General features: G+C 71.3%; 11 protein-coding genes. 9 read left to right on the plus strand and 2 right to left on the minus strand.

Annotated features, from left to right (window positions below; all coding sequences use genetic code 11):
• The first annotated feature begins 165 nt into the window (after window positions 1–165).
• Together WMF42_RS10390 and WMF42_RS10395 are read left to right on the plus strand one after the other, a co-directional pair.
• Window positions 166–711, plus strand: coding sequence for a Uma2 family endonuclease (locus WMF42_RS10390; protein WP_437694242.1), 546 nt, complete (start codon window positions 166–168; stop codon window positions 709–711).
• Between the two features lie 434 nt (window positions 712–1,145).
• Window positions 1,146–1,352: a hypothetical protein gene (locus tag WMF42_RS10395; RefSeq protein ID WP_437694481.1), complete on the plus strand. Its 207-nt coding sequence runs from the start codon at window positions 1,146–1,148 to the stop codon at window positions 1,350–1,352.
• Here WMF42_RS10395 and WMF42_RS10400 read toward each other — a convergent pair.
• A complete protein-coding gene (locus tag WMF42_RS10400) occupies window positions 1,303–1,479 on the minus strand; it encodes a substrate-binding domain-containing protein (protein WP_437691777.1) in 177 nt (58 codons plus the stop codon). The two genes, WMF42_RS10395 and WMF42_RS10400, sit on opposite strands and share 50 nt — an antisense overlap.
• Entirely contained in the window at window positions 1,476–2,300 is an 825-nt protein-coding gene (locus WMF42_RS10405) for a hypothetical protein (RefSeq protein WP_437691778.1), read from the minus strand. The genes WMF42_RS10400 and WMF42_RS10405 overlap by 4 nt, the downstream gene beginning before the upstream one ends.
• A gap of 277 nt (window positions 2,301–2,577) precedes the next feature.
• Between WMF42_RS10405 and WMF42_RS10410 the strand changes: the two genes are divergently transcribed.
• From WMF42_RS10410 to WMF42_RS10440, 7 genes are all read left to right on the plus strand, one after another.
• Window positions 2,578–2,898 (plus strand): hypothetical protein, encoded by a 321-nt coding sequence (locus tag WMF42_RS10410; protein ID WP_437691779.1) that lies wholly within the window; start codon window positions 2,578–2,580, stop codon window positions 2,896–2,898.
• A 591-nt stretch (window positions 2,899–3,489) separates the two neighbouring features.
• Window positions 3,490–3,927, plus strand: a complete 438-nt coding sequence (locus tag WMF42_RS10415; RefSeq protein ID WP_437691780.1) for a hypothetical protein — start codon at window positions 3,490–3,492, stop codon at window positions 3,925–3,927.
• Between the two features lie 28 nt (window positions 3,928–3,955).
• The gene (locus WMF42_RS10420) at window positions 3,956–4,438 is read left to right on the plus strand and encodes an AidA/PixA family protein (RefSeq protein WP_437691781.1); all 483 of its coding nucleotides are present in this window, start codon (window positions 3,956–3,958) and stop codon (window positions 4,436–4,438) included.
• A gap of 146 nt (window positions 4,439–4,584) precedes the next feature.
• The gene (locus WMF42_RS10425) at window positions 4,585–5,832 is read left to right on the plus strand and encodes a hypothetical protein (RefSeq protein WP_437691782.1); all 1,248 of its coding nucleotides are present in this window, start codon (window positions 4,585–4,587) and stop codon (window positions 5,830–5,832) included.
• Window positions 5,832–9,239 (plus strand): hypothetical protein, encoded by a 3,408-nt coding sequence (locus WMF42_RS10430; protein WP_437691783.1) that lies wholly within the window; start codon window positions 5,832–5,834, stop codon window positions 9,237–9,239. Before WMF42_RS10425 ends, WMF42_RS10430 begins: the two co-directional genes overlap by 1 nt.
• Window positions 9,236–10,450 carry an endonuclease/exonuclease/phosphatase family protein gene (locus WMF42_RS10435; protein WP_437691784.1) on the plus strand — a complete coding sequence of 405 codons (1,215 nt, stop codon included), beginning with the start codon at window positions 9,236–9,238 and terminating at the stop codon, window positions 10,448–10,450. Before WMF42_RS10430 ends, WMF42_RS10435 begins: the two co-directional genes overlap by 4 nt.
• 14 nt (window positions 10,451–10,464) lie before the next feature.
• Window positions 10,465–21,672 carry a hypothetical protein gene (locus WMF42_RS10440; protein ID WP_437691785.1) on the plus strand — a complete coding sequence of 3,736 codons (11,208 nt, stop codon included), beginning with the start codon at window positions 10,465–10,467 and terminating at the stop codon, window positions 21,670–21,672.
• The last annotated feature ends 9 nt before the right edge of the window (window positions 21,673–21,681 follow it).

The raw sequence follows: 21,681 nt of genomic DNA on the forward strand, positions 1-21,681 counted from the left end.
TGGCGTGTCGGGGAACGGTCCCGTGGCGGCCGGCGCTCACCGGTGCCGCCTGCGCACCCGAGGTTGCGCGGGCGGCGCAGGTGACCCGGGCCGTGCAGGTGACGGGCCGTGCAGGCGACCCGGAGGAAGCAGCGCGCCCTTGCCTGTGCCAGGCGGGCGTGCTCTGTGCCGGGAGGGGGGCCGGCACTGGCTCAACCGCAATGCATTGCGGCACACCGGGGTCCGGACCCCTCGAGAACGTCCAGCCGGGCGTCCCAGCGGGTCGATCTGGCGCTGGGCGTGCTCTGGAACGAGCGGAGCAAGGAGGAGCTCGAGGACCGCGCCGCCCGCTACGCGTCGCTCGGGATCCCCGCGTACGTCGTCTTCGATCGTCGGCGCCGCCGGTTGCGCGGCTTCCGGCTCGTCCAGGGCAGCGCGTGCTACCAGCCCATCGCCCGTCAGGAGGGCCGGCTCACGAGCGCTGTGCTCGGCCTGGACCTGGGCCTGGAGGGGGACCGGCTGCGCTCCTACCATGCGCTGGCCCGGCTGCAGGAGCCGCACGAGGTGCTCGCGAGGCTCGGCACGACGGTGGACGACCTCGCGAGGCGCAGCCAGCGTCACTTCAGTCGGTCGGAGGTCGCATCAGGGGAAGTTGAGCGGCCCCCACAGCGTGCCGCAAACACCACCCGAGTAGTTGATGCGGTCCACGTATCCATACCCCGTGACTCCTGAGTCGGGACAGTCGTATCGATTCGTCGCGGTCGCGGTCGCGTTCTGGGACGGCGAGCCGGGACCCCAATCCCCCCGGTCGTGCTGCACCGGAGCGTCGCCGTCGAGCAGAATCCCTGGAGATGACTCGTGACGCACTGGACCCCCGTCGCGACCTTGTCGCTGGGGCAATCGGTCGTCCAGACGTGGTTCGTCGTGGACGATGGACCGGGCGTACAATAGATCCGGAATTTGGCGCGAGCCGAATCGCTCTCCCAGCCAGTCGCTCCAGCTCGTCGACAAGCGGGAGGACAACACCGATCTCGCCAAGGCGCGCACGAACGTGGAGGACATCATCAACGCCCACCCGGACCTCAACGTCGTGGGCGCAGACGCCGAGGGCGCCGGCGATCCCTCCGGTCTGCACGGCCTCCCGGGCGATCCGCATCCCGAGCTCGATGTCGAACCGGCTCTCGGCCGGCGGCTGCAGGTCCAAGGGCGTGCGCGTGCCCGAAACCGCCGCACGGAACGCCTCGATGCGCTCGCGGCTGTTGATGGCGCTGAGCCAGAACGTCTGCGCGCCGATCTTGCCTCCGCCCGGGCGCAGCCGGGCCATCATCTCCGCGGCGAGCCGCCCCGCCGCCACGTTGTCGGTGCCGATGTAGGCCGAGCGCGGCTGCCCTCGGCGGGCGGCGTGTCGATCGTGACCACCGGGATCCCGGCCTCGGCCGCACGACGGATCGCCGGCTCGAGGACCTCCGGGGTGATCGGCGCCACGGCGATACCGTTCACGCCTCGGTCGATGGCGTCCTCGAGGATCCCGCGCTGCTCGACGGCGCTGTGGGCGGGGCGTTACGGACGTCCACGTGGATACCGACGCTCCGCCCCGCGGTGAGGGCGCCGTCACGGACGTTGTTCCAGAACGACAACGGCGATCGGTGCGGGACGTGGTAGATGCGGATCTCGCGGGCCGCGGCGTCGCCGCGCGCGCCCCCGGAGGGAGCGTCGCTCAGCAGGACGAGGTGCACGGAGCGCCATTGCGGCCCGAGCTGCACGCTCTTGATGCCTTTCGAGATCATCTCGACGAGCTCATGCGTGCTGGTCCGCGCGGCCACCGCGTTCAGCACCTCCTCGAGCACGCGCACCTCCTGGGCCGACCGCGCCTTGTCGTTGTAGAGCTCTCGCCGCGCCGGCGCCGCGCCGGCGCCGCGCCGGCGCTCGCGGCCAGCGCGGAGCCGCGCCCAGCCCTCGGCGGAAGGCGCCTGCCCGTCCGGCTGCTCGACGGCGAGCACGCCGATCGTCTGTCCCTGCACGTGCACCGGGGTGAGGACCACGACCGCGCCGGCGGGCACGAGGTGCAGCGCCGACGCGCCCGGCAGGTGCTCGCGGTACCAGTCGGCGGCCGCCATCACCCGAGCGCTGTCCGCGGATTCAGGCGTCGGGAGCGTCGAGAGCGTCGGGAGCGTCGAGAGCGTCGCGAGCACGGTGGCCGGCCCCGCGCCGCCGACGGCCTCCTGCGGGCTCGCCAGCACGCCAGCGAGGCCGACAGAGGCCTCGTAGACCAGCAGCTCCCCGTCCCTGGCCACGAGGCTCCCGCGCTGCGCGGAGGGCACGGCGCCCACGCTCCCTGCGGCTCCGCCGGTTCCGGCCGGCGGGCCAGGCGCCGCGCGCGACACCCCGCGATCGGTCGATCGCGCTCAAGGGGATCCCTCATCGGGATCGACGTCGGGAGCATAGCAGCTCGAAGCACCGTCTCTGCTCGTCTTGCACACCTCGTCCGGGAAGCACCAGTAATAGGTCACACCGGACGTCGTGCCGCAGTACCGGACCCCATGTACCCCGTCCTCGATCACAGGGCCCTATCCTCCGAACGACCGCCTGCTCTCCACCGTGCTCTTCTACCCGGCCAGCGCCGCCAAGTACGCGCCGAGCACGGGGATCGAATCCACCCTCGCCCTCGACGATCCCTCGATCGAGAACTACTTCGTCCTGTGCACCCTCCCCGACGCCACCTTCGGGGACCCCGCGACCCTCACGAAGCTGGCCGAGGCCGCCTTCTCCTATCCGGTCGACACCACCGTCACCTACGCCTACGACCAGGCCACCCAGACGGCGACGGCGACCTACCGGATCTCCACCGTCAATGTGCTGGGAGGGCCGGTCAAGAGCGTCAATGGCCTGATGCCCCACCATTACGGGCCCATCTCCTGACACGAGGGCGAGGCGGTCCTCGAGGCGGGGCCCGAGCCCGTCCAGAACGGCGCCCAGCAGACCATGGAGTTCCTCACGATCCGCGGCAAGCTGAGGGTGTACGACGCGGGCCAGGGCCGGGCGAGCCCTGGAGTCGATCGCCGCCGCCGACACGGAGCGGTAGAGTGGTCGTCCGGGACAGAGCAGCGGATTCGTCGGTCTCTCAGCGACTCAGTATCTCATCCGACCGTAGCCGTGGGCCACCACAGCCGGCACGGAGCGGCTTCGTCCAATTCATAGATTTGTGCCCAGAGCACGCGAAGGTTGAAGGGCAACAGGACGACCGCGGCGAGCGTCTACGCTTGCGGCGGAGGCGTGAGTAGAATAGAAGAACGAACAGTTCACCTCGCTGGAGCCGAGTGGACCCGCGGCACGTCACGCGGCCGAGCTCCTGTCTCGCTGCAAACGCTCTGTCAACAAAGAATCATGGACTCTCGGGGCAGGCGAGGGGGTCGCAGTGCTGCCCGGAAGGATGATTTGTCGGGCGCCATGCCGCGGTCCGCTCTCCTTCTTGCCTTCATCATTTGAACCCAGCACGCGAAAGGCATGATCATGGCAATTCCCACCACGCAATGCAGCGTCCAGATCCAGATCTGGGTCGATACCAATGCCATCCAGAATGGCAGCGCGCGCGGCGTGTACCTCGTCGACAACCGGGTCACCAGCGGCAGCCAGAACGAGGGCTCCGCGAACCTGGTGACCGCGTGCACGCAGAACTCCTCTATCTGCTGGCAGGTCCTTACGGTGAGCCCGTGCACTGCGTCGAGCGTGCAGATCCAGTCGATCGGCAACTCGCAGGCATGGGGCGCGAGCGGTCAGCCGCAGATCGCGCCGGACAACCCCAACGCGTTCACGGGCCAGGCGCAGGCCGCGGGCTCTTCCTCTTACCAGCTCTCCATCAACGTGATCGCGGGCGGCGGCTCCGGGACCACGGTGATCCTGAACCCCAGCGTGAGCGTGCAGGCGACAACCGTAAGGACTGCGGCGTGACTCGCCGAGCGGAAGCAGGAGGACCATCATGAACGAGAGGAAGCCGCAACAGCCCTACGTCCGCGTCGTCAAGCCCCGGAGCGCCACGCCGTGCCCGCAGACGGCGATCTCGATCGCCGTCGACACGTCATACGTCATCTCGCAGGGCGGCCGGAACATCGGCACCGGCATCTACATGTTCGACAACCAGCGCAACAACGGGAGCACCGGCCAGGGGGCGCTCGAGCTCTCGACGGTCGCCAACGCCGGTGATCTCGTCGGCTTCGAGGTCGTCCCGATCAACCCGAACACGGGAGACACCGTCGTCATCAGCGGCTTCAACGTCTCGGCGGGGAACGTGTTCGGCAACCAGGGCTACCCGATCCCCGATTCCAAGGACCCGTCCTTCTGGATCGGGCAGGCCGTCAACGCCGGCCAGCAGACCTACCAGATCCAGATCCTGGTCACGAGCGGCGGGATCCGGCCGACCAAGTACTACGTGAGCTGGGATCCATTCATCACTGCGCGCTGACGCGCTCGGCTGGGTAGCGCCGCTGCGCCGCAACCCCGCGCGACGAGAGGGTCGAGCGCGGTGATCCGGCGCAGCGGCGGTGGGGATTCGCGCGCCCTCGCCGCGCGTGCGCCTGTCGGCAAGACCATGAACAAGGGGTGAGAAGAGTGAAAGCGACGCAGGCTCCGCCGAGCCTCCCGAACCAGTACCTGGTCTACACCGGCTACCAGGGGCCGGACCAGCCGGAGGTGAGCCAGACATGGCTGCTCCCGCCGGCTTCGGTCTATGGCGGGAAGACCCCTCAGCAGCCGCTGAGTATTCCCTATCTCTACACGGGGAACGGCAATCCATCCACGCTCGGCGTATCGAACGACGACTTCGTGATCGCCGCGAGCTGGAGCGGGTCGCCGACGCGCACGAACGTCAACGTCACCCTCCAGCTCACGGGCAAGAACGCCTGGAGCACCGGGGCCGCCGCGCGCGCCGCGCTCCGCAAGAACTTCCTCGCCTTCCTGGCGAAGATCGAGGCCTCGTTCGAGATCGGGTCGTCGCCGCTCCTGATCCCGGGCGCGACGTCGATCCTCGCCGCGGCCCTCGTGCAATACATGCCGCTCCCCGCCGGCGAGACGTTGCTCTACGCGTGCGGGCTCGAGTCGGGGATGGGCACCGGCGCACCGCCCGCGGTCGACGTGATGCCCGGGATGCGGCTCCGCTCCGAGCCCTCGGTGCGACAATACCTTGCCCCTCCGACGCAGGCGTTCTCGGGGTACGTCTCGACAGGGACGCTCGCGTGGGAGGTCGCGGCGAGCACCGTTTCGGGCTCCCGCGTGCAGGCGTTCGATGCGTTCTGGGGCGCCGTCGCCTCCCCGCAGATCACCCCGCCGCCCGGGTCGCCCGGGCCGATCTACGGCCTCTTGGATCTCGCGCTCGCGAACAGCGGTTACAAGTACCACCGGCTCGTCTATCCGCAGAGCGTGATCGCGGGCAGCGCGCCGGGCAGCCTCGACGCGGCGACCAGCGCGACCCTCACCGGCGCCAACACGCTCGCCGACCTCCGCTCAAGCCCTCCGTACTCCGCGAGCTTCTTCGGCCGTGACGTGGTGATCCCGGAGATATGCGTCTTCCTCGGGGTCTCGAGCGCGACGTTGCAGCCCATCTGGGTGCCGCTCGGGACGACGGTGAACAACCTGCTCGAGCGCTTCACCCGCTGGAAGCCGCTCTCGACGAGCAGCGCGCAGAACGCCCTGCGCCTGACGCGCCCCGCGTACTCCTCGCAGCAGCTCGGCTCGCTCGCCGGCGTGTCGGTCGCGTTCGCGCCGGCGGGTGCGGCCATCACCGATCTGCGCGCGCTCGATCTCCCGCTCTGGCCGGGCGATGGGCTGCTCCTGAATCTGCCGGTGCCGGTGGGCGCGTGATGCTCCGCTATCTGCGCTTCACAGCGATCCCGGAGCTGTACGCAGCCTCGGACGACGGACAGCCGCCGCCGGCCGGGAGCGTCACGCGCTGGTTCCTCCTCCCGAAGGGCGCTGGCGCGCCTGCGACCCTCGATCTTTCCCAGACATGGGCGCTCACGGGGACATACATTTTCCTGGAGACGCCGCTCCCCGCGGGCGGCGAGGCGGCGTTCGCCGGCGCGGCGTGGGGGTTCCTGGACGATCCTGCGTTCCGGACTCCGCGCATCGCGTGGTTCCCGAGCGGCGTTCCGACCGGCGGCGCGGTCGACGGGTACGCGCTCTCGACGTCGCCGCTCGATCCGTCGGTCACCGGGCGCGCGCTGGTCGTCACCCATCGCAACTACGCGCTCGTCGTCGGCACGGGCACGCCGCTCGGGCTGGACTCGTCCGCCCCGGCGTTCACGCTGACGCAGACCGCCGCGGTGTCGATCGCGCTCACCACCGAGCTCGGCGCCACGACGCTGCGCGGCGCTGGCTCGATATCCATTCCCCTCACCGGGGCCGACGCGGGGTCGCTGCAATTCCAGCTCTCGCTCGGCGCGACCGGCGGCGTCTCCGACCTCACCCACCTCGACGTCGGGCTGCGCGCCTATTACGCGACGCCCGGCTCCTCGACGGACGGCGGCGTTTCCGGGCTGGTCACCTCGCTCGGCTACCCCGTCTTCGATCCCGAAGAGGCGCCCACGCTGGGTGTGTCGCTCGCGCCCTTCAGCGTGGCGGAGGGGCGCAGCTATTTCACCTTCATCGCGGGCGTGAAGGCGCTGCGGTCGTGCTACGCGACCGTCACCGGCTATCGCGCGCTCCTGACGCCGTATCCCGACGGCGCGGGCCCCTCGGGGTCGCCGGCGCGCCTCGTCTTCGCGCCGCGGCCGAGCGCGCTGCCGCCGTCGCCCGACGACCTGTACACCCTGGTCCCCAAGGGCGATTTCGCGCTCGCGGCGGAGGGGCCCTCGAATGATCCCCGGGCGGCGGGCGTGGTGCCGGCGGTGGCCGTGACCTCGCCCAACGATCGGCTGATGTGCGGGCTCTCCGGCGTCGAGTACGTCGGGCTCGGCGCCGGGGCGAACGCGCTCTCGTTTTTCACCGGGAGCCCCGCGTACGCGCGCGGGTTCGATCCCGCGTCGAGCGTCCAGGCGCCGACGACGCTCACGACCGACGCGACGACCGCCTGGGCGCTCCCGAGCGCGCCGGGCTCGGCGCCGCTCACGTACTACGCGCAGCCCGACGGCGCGGTGCTCCATCAACCGTCGAGCGGCACGACGTTCGACCCGCTCGTCTACCTCGAGGTCGCCGCGAACGCGCTGCCGGCCGCCGTCGCGGCGACGGCCGCCGTGCCGATCCTCCCGTACGCCGGCCTCTCGGCCGGCGATCCCGATCTCGACGCGTTCCTTGCGCTCGAGGCCAAGGTCCTGAGCCCGAACCGGCGGGCGGCGATCGCGAGGGAAGGCGGCCCGCCGCCCGCCGCCGCCGCGCACCCGCAGTTCGCCGCGACGGCCGCGACCGGGGCCGGATTCGCGGGCGTGACGCCGCAGGGGCTCCTGGCGATCTTCGCCGACACCACGCTGCAGACGATGGACGAGCTCGTCCTCGCCCAGATGCCGGACGCATCGCGCTTCTCGCTCCGCGATCTGCCGAACGGGACGCCGCTCCGCACCGCGATCGCGTCGAACCAGCTCTTCCTGATCGCGAGCAACCCGGCCGCGATAGGGCCTCACCTCTCGGCCGATCCGGCGCAGAACCGCATCCTGATCGAGGGCTGGACGTTCGATCTCGATCCGTCGACCTGGCTCACCACGGGGCCGCCGGGGCTCCGGGGGACGACGCTGATCTTCAAGTTCGCCGACGGGCGGCTCGTCGATCTGGCGAAGGACACCGGCGCCTGGGCGAAGGCCGGCGCGGGCGCCGCGCCGTTCAACGTCGACGACGAGGCGACGTCGACCCGCGTCGGGACGCTGATCCAGCGGGCGATCGACGCCTACGACGGCGGCAAGGGCGCCGCGGAGTTCGCGACGTTCGTCGCCGCCGTGACCGATCCGTCGTGGCAGGGCATCCTGATCCTCAACGCCGAGGCGCCGCTCGAGGCGCTGCCCGATGCGTGCAAGGGGCTCGCGGCCGGCATCGATCCCGCGCTTTTCCACGCCCACCACGTCGGGATCAACACCGCGAAGATCGCGTCGACCAGCCCCATCTCCATCGAGGCGTCGTCGATGTTCGCGCTGATACGCTACGCGGCGCCGCGCGCCCCGGTCGTGCCGAACGGCGCCGCCTACCAGTTCCAGGTCGACCTCATCGAGGTGCTCTTCGAGAGCTCGGCGATCAGCGAGTTCTCGAGCAAGATCGAGCTGCTCGTCGCGGAGCTCTTCGGCGACGCGGTCGATCTGCCGGCCGCGGACCGGATCGTGTACCTGTACGGCGTCCTCCAGCGCCAGACGGTCGCGGGGAAGGTCTACGACACCTACCTCTTCCGGACGGCGCAGAACCAGCCGCGCGTGTTCCCCCTGGTGAAGGGGAGCGTCTTCCGGCAGATCCAGATCAGCAGCGCCCAGTTCGTCACCCAGCTCGACACCGGCGGCGGGCTCACCCACACCTACTTCGCGCTCGCCGGCGTGCTCGATTTCGCGGAGCTCGAGGGGCTCGACGTCTTCTCGTTCGGCGGCTCGACGGCGAGCGACGTCGCGGGGCTCTCGTACAGCAAGCTCCTCGTGCGCATGACCTTTGACCCGGCGGTGCAGCACAGCAGCGTGTTCGCCTTCGACGCGACCGGCATCGCCTTCGACCCGTCGAGCAGCACCGCGCGCCCGGACAGCCTCTATCTGCATTTCCCGATCAAGGTCTCGGCCTTCATCCAGGCCGACAGCGTCTCGTCGCCGGGCGGGCTCGGTTACCTCGGCGTCCAGAGCCCGCTCGCGCAGAGCGCGCTCGCGTACCCGTGGTTCGGGCTGGTGTTCGATCTCGACCTCGGGTCGCCCGGCGCGCTCGCCGCGAGGGTGGGATTCACCGCGCAGCTCCTCGCGGCGTGGAGCCCGTCGTCGGGCGCGTACAAGGTCTTCATCGGCCTGAAGCTCCCCGGCAGCGACGGGGGGAAAGGCACCATCAGCATCGAGGGCGTGTTGAACCTCGGGTTCCGCGCCATCGTCCTCGGAAAGAACGGTGCCTCGACGTATTACCTGCTGCTCAACGCGCTGACGCTCAGGTTGCTGGGCCTGTCCTTCCCGCCCGACGGGCAGATCGACATGGCGCTCTTCGGCAACCCCGACGACGAGCACGACTCGAGCCTGGGGTGGTACGCAGCCTACACCAAGGATCAGGCGCAGAAGCCGGGCGGGGCAAGGGCCGCGCGGGCGCTTCCGCGGAGGAGGGCGTCGTGAAGATCCTCGTCTGGAACATCCAGTTCTTCACAAAGCGCCGGATCGATGACGACTCGGGCAGCACGGTCAAGCAGCGCGCGGCGAACGCGGAGCGGACCCTGGCGAACCTCCTGTACATCACCAGTACGGTCGAGCAGGCGCAGCCGGACGTAGTCGTGGTGATCGAGCCGCAGGCGACGCAAGGGACGCTCCGCACGCTCGCCACGGGAGGCGGGCCCGACGGCCTCCTCTACCTGCTCGCGCAGCTCCGCGAGTGGATGGACGGCGCAGAGTGGGACTGGTGCCTCGTCCCTCCCCAGAGAATGAACCCTCGCGATGATCTCAAAAGCAGGACCTACACCGAGTGCGTCGGCGTCTTCTGGCGCAATGCGACGATGGCCTTCACCGGGCCATGGCACTGGACGGTGAACGGCTCCCGTGAAACGACCATGGGTGTGGCGGTGAACTACCCTGCTCCGTGGGACGCCGCGGTGCCGGCGGGGACGACCTGGGCGGGGCAGCCCGAATTCCAGCGTCCGGGCGCCTACGCGCCGATCACGTTTCCGGACGTCTACAGTCGACGGCCGTTTCTCACCCAGTTCCAGGAGCGCGCGGCGCCGAACCGGACGTTGAGGCTCTACTCGGTCCACACGACGCCGGCCACCGCGCGCGACGCCTGCGCGCACATGCGCGACATCACCGGCGCGCGCCCGCAAGCGAACCAGATCACCGTCCTCGCGGGCGATTTCAACCTGGACCAGAACAAGCTGAACACCGCCGGCTCCTCCACGCTCCAGGCGTTCAACGACCTGATGTTGACCCTGTACAAGCCACCGGTCCTCAGGCAGACCTTCCTCACCACGACGTACCGCGCGACCCGCGTGAAGCCTCGCACCAAGGCGAGCTGGGCGGACTATGCGACGAAACAGGTGCTCGACTATGCCCTGGTCGGCTACGGGACCGGCGCGAGGCCGCCGGGGTTCCAGCCCAGCGTCGAGGTCGTCGACCGCGTCGCCGGCACGCCGTCCCCGCCGTTCACCTCGGACATGGGTGTCCGGCTCGCCACGTATCCGACCCTTCCAGGCGCGGACGCCACTCACCTGGATCCTCTCGAGATCTTCCGGCAGCGATGGAACTACGGGCACATCGCTCAACCCCAGCGCACGCGCCGACAGGATGACGCGCCGACCGACGGCACCAGCGATCACCTCCCCATTCTCGTGACGGTTTGAGCGGAGCGGCAGCCATGATGACATCGAAACAGCTCGCCGATCTGCTGCGGCAGCAGGCGACGGCGAGCGTGGGCCGGATCACGCTGAACGACGCCGTCCTCGGGACGAGCGGCCTCGACGCGCTGGTGAGGCGCGATCTCCTGCGCGCCGGCGGATCGCTGCTCCTGCAGGTCGATCCGGCGACGATCCCGGCCGATCCGCCCGCCGGCGGGTTCTCGCTCGACGCCGCGGTCCCCGCGGGATCCGCCGGCTTCCTCAACCTGGATGACCGGCGCGCCGCGATCGCCTTCGCGGTGGGCAGCACCATCGACCTCGCGCTCACCATCGCGGCGCGCACCACGCGATCCGGCGCCACCGCGCCGTGGGTGTTCAGCACGAGCTTCCCCGAGCTCGCGGTTCAACCGTACGACGAACTCGATCTCGCGGCGCCCCAGCTCGACTTCGCCACGAGCGGGCAGAAGGGCCTCTCCTTCGACGGCCAGCTCGCGCTGACAGGGATCTTCGCGGCGCTCGCGTCGCTGATGAAGCTCTCCAGCACGTTCCCGCTCACGGGCGCGCTCACCCGTGACGCGCAGGGAAACCTGAGCTTCACCCTCGAGGCCGACCTCGGCCTGCCGGCGTTCGGGATCGGACCGATCATCACCCTCCAGAGCCCGCGCGCCGGGGTGGCGTTCGCGCGCACTGTCGGCGACGACGGCACCGTCGACATGCTCGTCCAGCTCTACCTCGCCGCCACCGCCGCGTTCGGCGCCGAGGGCGGGACGCAGGTGATCGTCGACATCCGCTCGGCGATGCCGGTGGTGAACAGGACGTCGCCGATCCTGCAGCTCTCCGTGATGCCCAAGGACTTCTCGACCAGCCTGAGCAACCTCGGCTCGCTCGTCGCCGGCAAGACCTGGGACGACTTCTTCCAGGGGCCCGCCGCCGAGCTGAAGCCGTATTTCGACACGTTCGGCTTCCTCGGCTACTCGATGACGTTCTCGACGGGCGGGAAGGTGACGGCCCTCGCGCTCAGCGTCGGCACGCTGAAGCCCTGGACGCTGTGGGGCGACTACACGCTCACCCTCGACGGCACCTGGAGCGTGCTCTTCCTGAGCGGCACCTCAGTGCAGACCCTCTCGCTGCACGCCGGCTTCGACTACGAACAAAAGATGCGGTTCGACGTCACCGTCGAGCTGCCGAGCCTGCGCATCAGCGGCCGCCAGAGCGGCGCGCCGATCATGCTCTCCCTGAAGGACGTCGCCGACAAGCTCTTCGACGGCGGCATCTCCGTCCCCGAGGACCTGCTCCGGATCGCGGTCAGCGACTTCTCCATCGACATCGACAAGGCCGCCAGGACGTTCGGCATCGGCGCCGGCGTCGACGCGAGCTTCTCGCTCTTCGGCGCGCAGATCCTGGCGCTCCGGCAGATGGCGATCCACGTCACCGTCGACGCCTCCGGGGCGACCAAGAAGTACACCGCGGCGCTCGACGGACAGATCAGCCTAGGGCCGATCACCGCGCAGGTCGACGCCGTCCTCAGCAACGATCCGACGGTCGGCACCGTCTTCACCATGCACCTCGTCGACGAGACGGTCGGGTCGATGCTCGGGCACCTCATCCACCTCGTCGACCCAACGTACGACGTCTCGTTCAGCGCGCCATGGGACAAGCTCCTCGACATTCGCCTCGACGCCTTCGTCCTCAAGGTCGATGTCACCAACAAGGTCGTCTCGCTCGCTTACGAGGCCTCGATCGATCTCGGCTTCCTCTCGATCACCGAGCTCGCGCTCTCGTGGAAGAAAAACCCGACCGGGCCGAGCACGACGCGGATCGAGATCTCGGGGACCTTCCTCGGCGTGCGCTTCGGGACGGGATCGTCGAATCCCAAGCTCTCGTGGGATCCGGTCAACGAGAACCCGCCGGCGGTCCCGGGGGCGGGCGACAAGATGTTCGATCTGCGCTATGTCGGGATCGGCCAGCACGTCTCCTTCGACCCGGCGTGGAAGCCGCAGAACGTCGAGGAGGTCATCGACAAGATGGAGAAGCTCGCGTTGCCCGCGGGCGGCTCGAACCTCCCCAACCTCACATCGAAGGACGGCCTGCGCTTCGCCAAGGACAGCGGGTGGCTCGTCGGCGCCGACTTCACCATCCTGCAGACCCTGAAGCTCGCCTTCGTCTTCAACGACCCGAACCTCTACGGCATCCTCATCGCGCTCTCGGGGGAGCGCGCCAAGAGCTTCGCGGGGCTGAAGTTCGAGATCCTCTATCGCAAGGTCACCGACACCATCGGCGTCTATCACATCGAGCTCAAGCTGCCCGACGCGATGCGGCACCTCGAGTTTGGCGAGGTGTCGCTGACGCTGCCGGTGGTCGTGCTCGACATCTACACGAACGGCAATTTCCGGGTCGATCTCGGCTTCCCCAAGGGGCTCGATTTCTCGAACTCGTTCTGCCTGCAGGTCTTCCCCTTCATCGGCTACGGCGGCTTCTACTTCGCGCTGCTCGACGGGGACACCTCGAGCCGGGTGCCGAGGATCACGAACGGCCGCTTCAGCCCGGTGATCGAGCTCGGGATCGCGCTCTCGGTCGGCGTGGGCAAGACCATCGACGAGGGCATCCTCGCGGGCGGGCTCTCGGTCACCGTCGTCGGCGTCCTGCAGGGCGCGATCGGGTGGTTCGACCCGACCGACGCGGCGACGCCCAGGGACGAGTATTACTGGCTCCAGGGCACGATCGCGATCACCGGCCGCCTCTACGGGTCGATCAACTTCGCCATCGTCCAGGCCAGCATCTCCATCACCGCGTACGCGAGCGTCACGCTCGTCATCGAGGCGCACCAGCCGATTTACATCTCGCTGTCGGTGGGCGTCTCCGTCGAGGTGAGCATCAAGATCGTCTTCTTCACGATCCACTGCTCCTTCCAGGCGACGATCAGCGCCTCATTCACGATCGGCGCGGCGTCGCCGACGCCGTGGATCCTCGCGCAGCCCTCGGGGAGCGCGAGCCGGCAGCTCTTCGCGCACCGCGGAACGGTGCACGCGCCGCAGCGCCGCTTCTTCGCCGGGCTCGCGCGCCACGAGCGCCTCGCGCGCATGGCGGCGCGGCTCGCGGCCGGCGATGTGACGCTGGCCTGGAGCGCGCGCACGGTCTTCGCGAGCCCCCGCGCCGTCCCGCTGCACGCGATGCCCGCCTTCACCAGGGCCGGCGAGGGCGTGGCGATGGTCCTGCTGCTCGGGATCGAGGACGGGATCCCCGCGCGCGCGGCGTCGCTCGCCGCGCCCCTCGCCGCGACGGCGGGGCCGGGCGTCGGCGACGTGCTCGAGGGGCTCGTGCGCTGGGCGATCGCCAACGCGCGCGCCAGCCTGGGCAAGCCCGCCGACGACGGCCGGGTCGACGCGGACGACGTGGCCCTCGCGAACCGGGCGCTCGCGGACGACGCGGCGCTGGCCTCGGCGATCGACTACACGGCGTACCTCGCGGATTTCCTCGATCGCAACTACCGCTTCTCGCTGAGCGCGCCGCAGGCGGGCGACGGCGGCGACACCGGGGTCGGCGTGTTCCCGATGCCGCCGGTGCTGAAGGTGACGGCCGGCGGGGCGCCGCCGATCGATTTCGCGCGCTTCAACTCGCTCGATGAGACGACGCTCGAGAAGATGCGGGCGTACTTCGCGCTGCTCGCCGTCGATTACGAGAAGTTCGTCGCGCAGCAGGGCGGCGCCTCGGGGCCGAGCGCGCTCGCGGCGGTCGAGGGCACGACCCCGATCGCGCAGGTCGTGCTGGAGCAGTACTTCGCCATGCTCCTCCGCGCGGCGGTCAAGGCGGCCGGCGACGTACTGCACGGCTACGCGTTCTCGTACGCCGACTCGACGCGGCCGTTCGGCCTGGCCGAGATCCGCGCGCAGCTCGGCGCCCCCGGGCTCTCCGCGATCGCGGTGGTCCCCGCAAACCGCGACAAGCCCGTGCTGGCGCCGGCCGCGCCGCTCGCGCTCGACGGCGTGCACCACCAGGTCAAGCTCGGCGAGAGCTTCGCGTCGATCGCCGCGACGTTCAACGCCGTGCTCCCGGCGGGCGCGCAGGTCACCGCGCGGCAGATCGCCGCACAGAACGCGGGCGCGGCGGGGGTGCTGAGGAGCGGGGCCTCGGTGACGTTCGCCTCGCTGTCGTGGACCACGCTCCCGGGCGAGACGCTGAACCTCGTGCTCGCGCGGCTCGCCGTGCGCGCGGCCGCCGCGCCGTTCGTGCAGGGGTTCCCGGGCCTGCAGCCGCTCGCCCAGAAGATCCTCGCGCTCCCCGAGAACGCGGGGCTCTTCCCGGCCGGCACCGATCCCATCGCGGCGCTCAACCTGCCGATCGATCCGGCGCGGCACCCGCAGCTCGCGATGCCGCCGGGCGCGGCCTTCGCGGCGTACGCGGCCGTGGCCGGGGACACGCTGCTCCGCGTCGCGGCGGCGTCGATCGCGATCCAGCAGAACCTCGTCGACCTCATCGGCATGGTGGCGTGGGTGCTCGCGCACAACACCCTCACGGTCACCGATCCGAGCGCGCCGCAGCCGCCGGGGACCACGATCGCGCTCCCGCCGACGGCGCACGCGATCGAGGCCGGCGAGACGGCCTCGTCGCTCGCCACCCGCCTGCTGACCGATCTCGACGCGGTGATCGCCGCGCTCCTCGCCGTCGCGCCCGAGGCGAACCTGCTCGCGCCGCAGGCCCTGGCGGCGTTGCCGCCGCTCTCCTACGAGGTCCGCGCGAACGACACGTTCGCGTCGATCGCCGCCCTCTTCAACCTGACGCTCGAGGCGCTCGAGGCGGCCATCGACGGCGCCGGCGCGCTCGCGATCTTCGCTCCCGACGCGGCGGTCACCGTCGCCGACATCACCGAGATGGCGCTCGATCCGCTGGTGGCGGGGCTCGCCGCGACGCAGTGGACGACGCTGGCGCCGATGGCCTCGCGCTTCCTGCTGGCGGGCCTGCGCCTGCCGGATCCGAGCGACGGCGCGTTCGAGCGGCTGACGCTCGCCGAGATGCGCGATCCGGCCAGGCTGGGCGCCATCGCCACCCTCCCGCTCTATGCGCTCACTGGGCAGCAGATCGTCATCGCCTCGCCGCCGCCGGCTGGCTACACGGTCGCGTTCGATCAGAGCGCCGCGGCGCAGTGGCTGTCGCTCCCCGGCACGCTCGGCTTCGAGCTCACGAAGGAGCAGATCGCGGTGATCGGCGAGATCGCGGGCGCGGCGTTCGCGCCGCCCGTGGAGCTCTCCGCGCTGCCGCTGCTCCGCCTGGCCGCGGCGCGGTCCACGCTGCAGCGGCACATCGCGTGGCAGCCCGCGGCCCTGCCGGACGGCGCGGTGTTCAACCCGGCGAAGCTCGGCAACGTCGCGGGCAACCCCGCGCTGTGGGTGTTCCCCGATCCGCTCGTGGCGCGGATCGAGGCCGACGGCGCGCAGCAGGCGCCTTACACGGTCGCGATCGGCACGCACCAGCGCGCGGACGGGATGACCGTGACCTACGCGAAGGGGTTCGCGTGGGCGACGCTGCTGCGATTCTCGGTGCAGCAGCTCCCGGCGGAGGAGGCCGCGTCGGAGACGGCGGCGACGATCGTCTCCGTCGTCGGGACCGACCACGACGGGATCGCGCTGCTCGACGCGATCGACGCGCAGCTCGCGCGCGACGACGCCACGCTGTACCTGCTCTACCCGCCGAGCCCGGCCGGCGGGGCCGGGGCCGGCCTGCTCTCCGATCAGCTCGGCCCCGCGACCGCGCTGGTGCAGACCAACCTCTCCACGCTCAGCCACAGCGGCGCGGCGGCGCGGCCCCTGCGCAACCGGTTCCTCGTCCGCGACGACGGCGCGGCCATGCACGTCGCCCCGATCACCAGCGCCGGCGCGTTCCTGCGGCTCATCCGCGACGCCTCCATCGTGCGCAGTGGCGGCTATTGCCTGCGCTACGTGAACGCGAACGGCGGCGTCGGCCTGCCGGGGACGTTGTTCACGAACGGCCCCGTCGCGGAGCTGGCCCTGCTCGTGGTGCTCGACTCGCAGAACACGGCGCACCCGCCGATGCTGCCGTTCAACAACTGCGCGATCGTCGGCGATAACATCGACGCGGCGAGCAGCAACGTGTTCGTCGAGTCGGCGACCTGGCTCGTCACCGCGCCGAGCTCGCTCGCCGACGCGGCGGCGTACGCGGCAGCGCGGTTCGGGCTCACGCTCGACGCGGGCGCGGTGGCCACGCTCAACGCCGACGTGCCGCAGCTCCTCCGGCCTGGCGCGACGGTCGAGATCCCGGACGGCGCGGGCGGCGGCAAGGCGGACGCGGTGCGCATCGACGACACGCTCGCCACGCTCGCGGGTCGCAACGGCCTCACGCCCGCGGCGCTCGCGGCGTTCGGCGGCAACGCCGCGGCGCCGATCCTCGCGCCGACCGAGCTCGTCCAGCTCTACCCCGGCGCGCTCACGCGCGCCGCGGCGATCCCCGCGGGGAGCGCGGGATTCCAGCTCACGCGCGCGAACCCCGATCCGGGCAACGCGCGCGCGCTGACCGAGATGGATGGCGCGACGATCGTCGACGAGCTCTTCCACATGCTCGGCCACCGCATCGTCCCGAACCTCGCGGGCGATCCCGACTTCCTGAAGAGCGGCGAGGGGATCCCGGTCGGGCCGGCGCAGAGCAGCCCGACCGAGGGCGGCGGGGCCCCGCCGCCGGACGCGCCGAACACGCGCTGGGACTACCACCAGGCGATCGCGATCGCGCCCTTCGCGCTCGGCCGCCACGGCAGCGCGAGCCCGGCGCTGCCCGCGGCGGCTGAGAGCCCGTACGCCGGCGTCGATCCGAGCGCGGGCGTCACGTTCGCTTTCGCCTTCCAGGATCCGTTCGGCAACACGCTGCCCGTGCCGGGGAGCGGCTCGCTGACCCAGCCGGTGCGCTACTTCGACGATCTTGTCGGGCTCGGGCATTGGCCGTCGTGCGCGGCCGGGTACTCGCTCGCCGGGGGCAGCGGGGTGCGCCCCTCGATCGGGCTACGCCTCTCGATGCAGACGGAGCGGTACCTGCCGACCGCGGCGCTCTCGAGCGCGCGGGCCGCGCAGAACGTCGGGACCGACCTCGCGACGTACCTGCGCGTGTACTACCAGATCGCGCAGCCCGACGTCGGCTTTACGCTCACCACGACGCTCGAGGGCGGCGGCGCGCCGACCGCGCACGATCTGCCCATCGAGCCCTTCCGCGACTTCGTGGCGGGGGCGTGGGTGGTGCTCGACGCGCTCCGCGCCACGCAGCCGGTGGTCTTCGCGCCCTCGAACGCGGCGACGACGATCGGCTCCGTCGCCGACACGTACGGGATCGCGCTCTCGGACCTGTTCGCGGCGAACGGCGAGGCCCTCTACGCGACGGTCTTCGGCGGCGCCGCGCTCTCCATCCCCGCGCTCCACACCACCGTGGCGGGCGACTCGCTGGCCTCGATCGCCGCGGCGAACACCCTCGATCCCGTGATGCTCGCCCGGCAGAATCCGTGGGCAGCGCTCTCCACGACGGTCGTCCTCGCGGCGCCCGCGCGGACGGTGCAGGCGGGCGCGGACGACTCGCTCGCGACCCTCGCCGCCGCGACGCAGGCGTCGGTGGCCGGCATCGCTCGGGCGAACCCGACCGCGCCCCTCGCCGACGGGCTCTCCATCGCCGTCGCGGGCGTCGCGGTGACGACGAGCGGCGACGATTTCACCTCGCTGGTGAAGAAATTCGGCGATCTCGGCCTGTCGGTGACGATCGGCGAGATCGCGCTCGCGAACCAGACCACGGCCGGACTCTTCCGCGCGCCGGCGACGCTGACGATCGACGATCTCACCCCGCTGCCCGGCGACTCGCTCGGGGCGCTGCAGGAGCGCTTCGGCTTCACCATCGCCGCGCTCGCCGCCGCCAACCTGGGCCTCGCCGATCTCTACGCCGCCGGCACGTCGCTCGTCCTCGGCCCAGGCTCGGCCGCGTCCCCGAGCGGCGACGGGGTGACGATCGCCCAGTTCGCCGCGCAGCACGGCGTGTCGCCGGGCGCGCTCGGGCGCGCGCTCTACCTCGATCTCCAGCCGGCGACGCCGTCCGCGGTCAACCAGGGCGCGATCTTCGTCTCCACGGCGAAGCTCACCATCCCGGCGACGGTGACGAACGGCGGGGCCGACCGCCACGCGCCCTACCGCGCCCTCGCGACCGACGCCGATTTCGCGACGATCGCGGCGAAGTTTGCCGGTGGCACCCCCGCCGCGCTCGGCACGCTGAACGTCGACCGCCCCGGCCTCCTCGCCGCGGGGATCACGTTGCGAGACGCGGCGACCGGGAAGACGGTCCAGACCGACGCCAGCTCGACCTTCGCGTCGCTCGTGGCCGCGTTCGCGGCGATCGGCGTGACGGTCACGCCCGAGAGCCTCGCGCGCGACAGCGCGTCCACGCCGAGCCTGGCGCGCGAGGGCGGGCTGTGGCTGTGTCCGCCGATGATCGCGATCGCCCAGGAAGGCGGCGCGCCGGACACGCTGGCGCGGATCGCCGCGCGCTACGGGCTCATCGCGCCGGACGGCGCCCCGGACGCCGCCCGCGTCGCGCGCGCCAACGCCGCCGTGCTCGGGTTCGTCGCGCCGGGCGTGTCGCTCTCCTTCGGCGGCGTCACCCTGGTGACCCTCGCCGACGACACGCTCAACGCGCTGCTCGGGCGCTTCACCCGGCCGGGCGCGCCGGCGCCTTCGATCGACGATCTCGCGTCGGCGATCGCCCGCATCGCGCTCGTCCCGGCGGGCGCGCTGGTGCTCCCCGTCGCCGTCGAGAGCGCGGTGAGCGCGACGATCGCGCCGTCGTTCGCCGGCCCGATGGTCCGCCTCGGCGTCACGGTGACCGAGGCGCGCACGCCGGCGTGGATCGCCGATGCCTTCCAGGACGTCGCCAGCGTCGCGACCAGCGCCTTCGAGGTGCCGCCCGACACCGGCGCCCGCGACGCGGGGGCGAGCACCCTGTCGCTCGACGCGTTCGCGACCGCCGTCGAGGCGGCGCTCCCCGGCGCGCGCGTGGCGACCGGCGCTCCGCCGACCGAGGCCGACGACGCGAGCGACCGGACCTTGTGGCTCGTCAACTTTGCCGGCCCGAGCGGCCCGCAGATCGCCTTCCAGCTCCGCGACGCGACCGCTCTGCGCTCCTTCGCGATCCCGCCGCTCTCGACGTCGCTCGTGTCGGGGACGGCGCAGGTGACGCCCTACGTCTCCGGCGCGGGCCTGACCGGCACGCCGCTGCCGATCGTGTTCGCCTCGATCGACCTCGACGTGTGGGGCGCCTCGTTCCTCGCGGCGATGGACACGATGCTCTCGCCCGTCCACGCGGTCCCTGCGAGCGAGGTGTCGCTGGACGATATCGAGCGCATCGTCGCGGCCAAGCAGACCCTCGCGCAGGCGATCGCCGGCCGCGTCCAGTACGTCATGCACGGCGGCGGCCCGGGCGAGTATGGCGACCCGGATCCGCGCCGCGCCGCCGCGATCGCGGCGATGGAGCAGGCGCTGCTCGTCACGCTCTCGAGCGCGTACTCGGTCACCAGCCTCGTGCAGGCCGCGGTCGACGTCTCCTCCGGGTACACCGATCCCGTTACCGCTCCGCGCCTCTCCGGGAAGGCGACGCTCACGCAGCCGGCGTCGAGCACGCCCGTCCGGAACGCGTCGCTCTCGACCGCGAAGGTGCCGCTCGCCCGGACGGCGACGGCCGATCCCGCGCCGTTGACGTTCCTCCTGACCGTGCGATCGGCGGCCGAGCAGCGCAGCGCGACGGTCGATCTCGACTACGCGGTGGGCGAGATCGAGGTGCCGTCGGGGGCACCGGATCCCGACGGGTACCAGTCGTCGCGGTGGCTCACGCTCGTCCACCCGATCGCGGACGATCGCGGGAAGATCGCCGGCGCCACGCTTCCGATCCCGTTGCGCGCGTACCCGCTGCCGCCGACGCTCGTGTCGCAGACCGCGACCGCGTCGTACGACGCCCCGTCCATCGTCGATCAGCTCGTGCGCTGGGACGCGGAGGCGGTGTATTCGCACCAGGACGCTGCTCAGGATACCGGACGGCTGCGGTTCTCGATCGGGGTCGAGCTCGGCACGGGCGAGCGCGGGACTGCGCTGACGGGCGATGATGTCATCTTCGCGGCCCTCGCCCAGTTCGTCTCGGTCTACCCGGCGCTGCAGCGCGATCTGGCGCTGCTGGCCACGCGCGCTCCCGGCGCGCCGCCCGACCCCGTGGTCCAGAACGCCGTGGCGGCGTTCGCCACCATCGCCTCTGCGGTGGCCGCGGCGTGGCCATCGGATGCGGTCGTGCCCAGGCCGCCCGCGCGTCGCTCGGCGGTGCGCGAGAGCGGTGAGATCGCCCCTGGAACGTACACCTACACGCTCCTTCATCCCGACGATGGCTCCGGAGACCTCGTCGAGCTCGACCTCGTCGCCGAGGCCGAGAACCCCATGCCGCTCTGGCCCCAGCTCGCCGTCGACACCGGCGATGGCCAGGGGCTCCGCCCGCTCCAGTTCGTGTCGTCCTCGGGCGCGACGGGCGCCTACCGGTACCCGCCGAGCGTCCCGAAGGGGATCTCGCTCGTGTACCAGGTCGGCCTGCCGAAGCTCGACGTGGTGATGATCCCCTGCGTCGAGACGGGGGTCGGGGTCCAGCGCAACGCCGACCTGATCGAGGGGGAGGCGACGTGCGAGCTCTTCGTCTACAGCACGCCGTACACGAGCTTCTCCTCGTCGCTCGTGCCGCTCCTGGTGGTCCCCTCGGATTTCGACGTCGGCCGCGGCCCGGTCGGCGGTCTGAAGGCCGCGCTGCAGTCGTTCCTCGCCGCGCTGCTCGCGCGCTCGGCGGCGCCTGCAGAGAGCACGCGCGTGCTCCGGCTCGCCGCCAGCTATGGATACGAGCTGACGCGACCCGTGGCTGCGACCGCGGTGCGCGGCCGCGCCTCGAGCGTCGGGGGCGCGGGCAGCATCGCCACGCACCTCCCGGTCGCCCTCGTGCCGAGCGTCGAGCTCGTCATCAACGGCGACGGCGGGGCGCAGATCGACGGCTTCGCGGCGAACCTGGCCGGCTTCGTGGCGGACTGGGATCGCACCGTGCAGCCGTCGCACACGAACGCTGCGGTGTTCTTCGACGTCAGCCTCTTCTCCGGGGCTGAGGGGTCCGGCGACACACCGCTGCTCGCGGTGCGCTCGGTGCGCTATGGGCTTGTTGACACGGAGCGCGCGTGAGCAAGCGGG

This window comes from Sorangium sp. So ce176, from assembly GCF_051519835.1.
GTDB lineage: Bacteria > Myxococcota_A > Polyangia > Polyangiales > Polyangiaceae > Sorangium > Sorangium cellulosum_G.

Coding starts and splice junctions, on each gene's coding strand:
- WMF42_RS10395 (WP_437694481.1), top strand. CDS start 1,146: ATGTCGAACCGGCTCTCGGCCGGCGGCTGCAGGTCCAAGGGCGTGCGC.
- WMF42_RS10415 (WP_437691780.1), top strand. CDS start 3,490: ATGGCAATTCCCACCACGCAATGCAGCGTCCAGATCCAGATCTGGGTC.
- WMF42_RS10420 (WP_437691781.1), top strand. CDS start 3,956: ATGAACGAGAGGAAGCCGCAACAGCCCTACGTCCGCGTCGTCAAGCCC.
- WMF42_RS10430 (WP_437691783.1), top strand. CDS start 5,832: ATGCTCCGCTATCTGCGCTTCACAGCGATCCCGGAGCTGTACGCAGCC.
- WMF42_RS10440 (WP_437691785.1), top strand. CDS start 10,465: ATGATGACATCGAAACAGCTCGCCGATCTGCTGCGGCAGCAGGCGACG.